The sequence below is a fragment of the Neisseria sp. P0021.S006 genome (assembly GCF_051956895.1).
In genome coordinates, this window is the sequence record NZ_JBQCWZ010000374.1 from 1 (window position 1) to 1,360 (window position 1,360).

Annotated in this window: 2 protein-coding genes and 1 pseudogene; 1 reads left to right on the forward strand and 2 read right to left on the reverse strand. The window is 47.0% G+C overall.

The window, feature by feature from the left end; translation table 11 throughout:
* Nucleotides 1-373 (reverse strand): YqgE/AlgH family protein (locus tag ACTHUM_RS14240; RefSeq protein ID WP_440403193.1); only part of this gene is annotated, 373 nt, incomplete at its 3' end.
* 29 nt (nt 374-402) lie between these two features.
* Nucleotides 403-948 (reverse strand): CreA family protein, encoded by a 546-nt coding sequence (locus tag ACTHUM_RS14245; RefSeq protein ID WP_070843272.1) that lies wholly within the window; start codon nt 946-948, stop codon nt 403-405.
* 173 nt (nt 949-1,121) lie between these two features.
* Here ACTHUM_RS14245 and ACTHUM_RS14250 point away from each other — a divergent pair.
* A pseudogene (locus tag ACTHUM_RS14250) lies at nt 1,122-1,360 on the forward strand (hypothetical protein); the annotation flags it as partial.

Sequence of the window (1,360 nt, forward strand, 5' to 3'; positions counted from 1 at the left end):
AACCGATACTGATCAAAGCCTTATCCACCGCACCTTCTTTAGACAGGTTTTCAATCACATCGCGCGAAGAAGTCAGCGCCACGTTATCGGTTACCACCATGCTGTTTTGCCAGCGGCCGATCGGCGTATGCACGACATAGCCGCGCTCAATCTGAACCGGCCCGCCCATCATCACGTTTTCATGTTGCAGGCGCAACGGGATATTGCGGTCGGCGGCGGCAAAAATCATGTCCATGGTAATCGGCGAAGGCTTGTTGATGATGATGCCCAGCGCACCTTCTTCATCGTGTTCGCACACATAAATGACCGTATCCGTAAAAAACGGATCGTCCATATGAGGCATAGCAATCAGGAAATGGTTGGCTAAATTCATATTCTTCTTAATCTATTAAGCTGATTTTATTATTTTTGGCCGTCAGAAATCGGCGCGTCCACCACGCAGGCGCCATAAACTGCGCCGCCTGCCGGTACCGGCGCATCGGTTTTCGCATGGGCAAAACACGATACCGCGCTCAAAGAGTTCTTCGGCGAACCTTGAACGATTTTATCGCTGTACACCAAATAAGCGAAAGACTTACGTTTCGGATCGTAGTAGCGGATAATCTGCTGGCTCTTAAATGCTATGCTAGCACTGCGTTTGAACACTTGTCGCGGTTTCAAAACTTCAGACTCGTTATAACGGATGACTTCCGCACTTTGCACGCAGGAAACCGATGCGTCGCTGGCATCTTCTTCCAGATTGACCGTTTCTTTCAAACCGCCTTTTTTCGCGTACGAAATATAACAGGCAACCCCCTGCACATCAGGATCATCAAAACCTTCCACTTCAATACGGTCGTTTTTACCCAACATATGAAACACCGTACTGGCGCGTCCGATTTTATCGGTATCGTTACCGCAAGCCGCCAAAATCATGGCGCCCAACACTACTAATAAATATTTTTTCATAATATCCTGTCAATGCAGACTGTTAGTTTTCAGGCAGGCAGAATCATATCCGCCTACTCCATCATTACTATATAAGACCGTTCGTCCATATTGCAACCCAATATTATTTGCAGACGGCCTGACAGACAGTATAATCCGTCCTATTGTTCCTACTTTAATAGCAAGATCGAACCATGCGTTACAAACCCCTCATCCTCGCCCTGCTGCTCAGCTTCTCCCTGCCAACCTATGCTGCCAAAGACACGCCGAAAGAAAAAGCGGCCACCGTCAAAAAAGCTGCGCCCGTGAAAAAAGAGAAAGAAGCCACTAAGGCAGATGTAAAAAAAGAAACCTCAAAAAAACAAGCGGTAAAAGAAAAAGAGGAAGACAAAAAAACGGTTAAAGCCAAAGTCTCCAAAGAGAAGGAAACTGC

Coding starts and splice junctions, on each gene's coding strand:
- ACTHUM_RS14245 (WP_070843272.1), bottom strand. CDS start 948: ATGAAAAAATATTTATTAGTAGTGTTGGGCGCCATGATTTTGGCGGCT.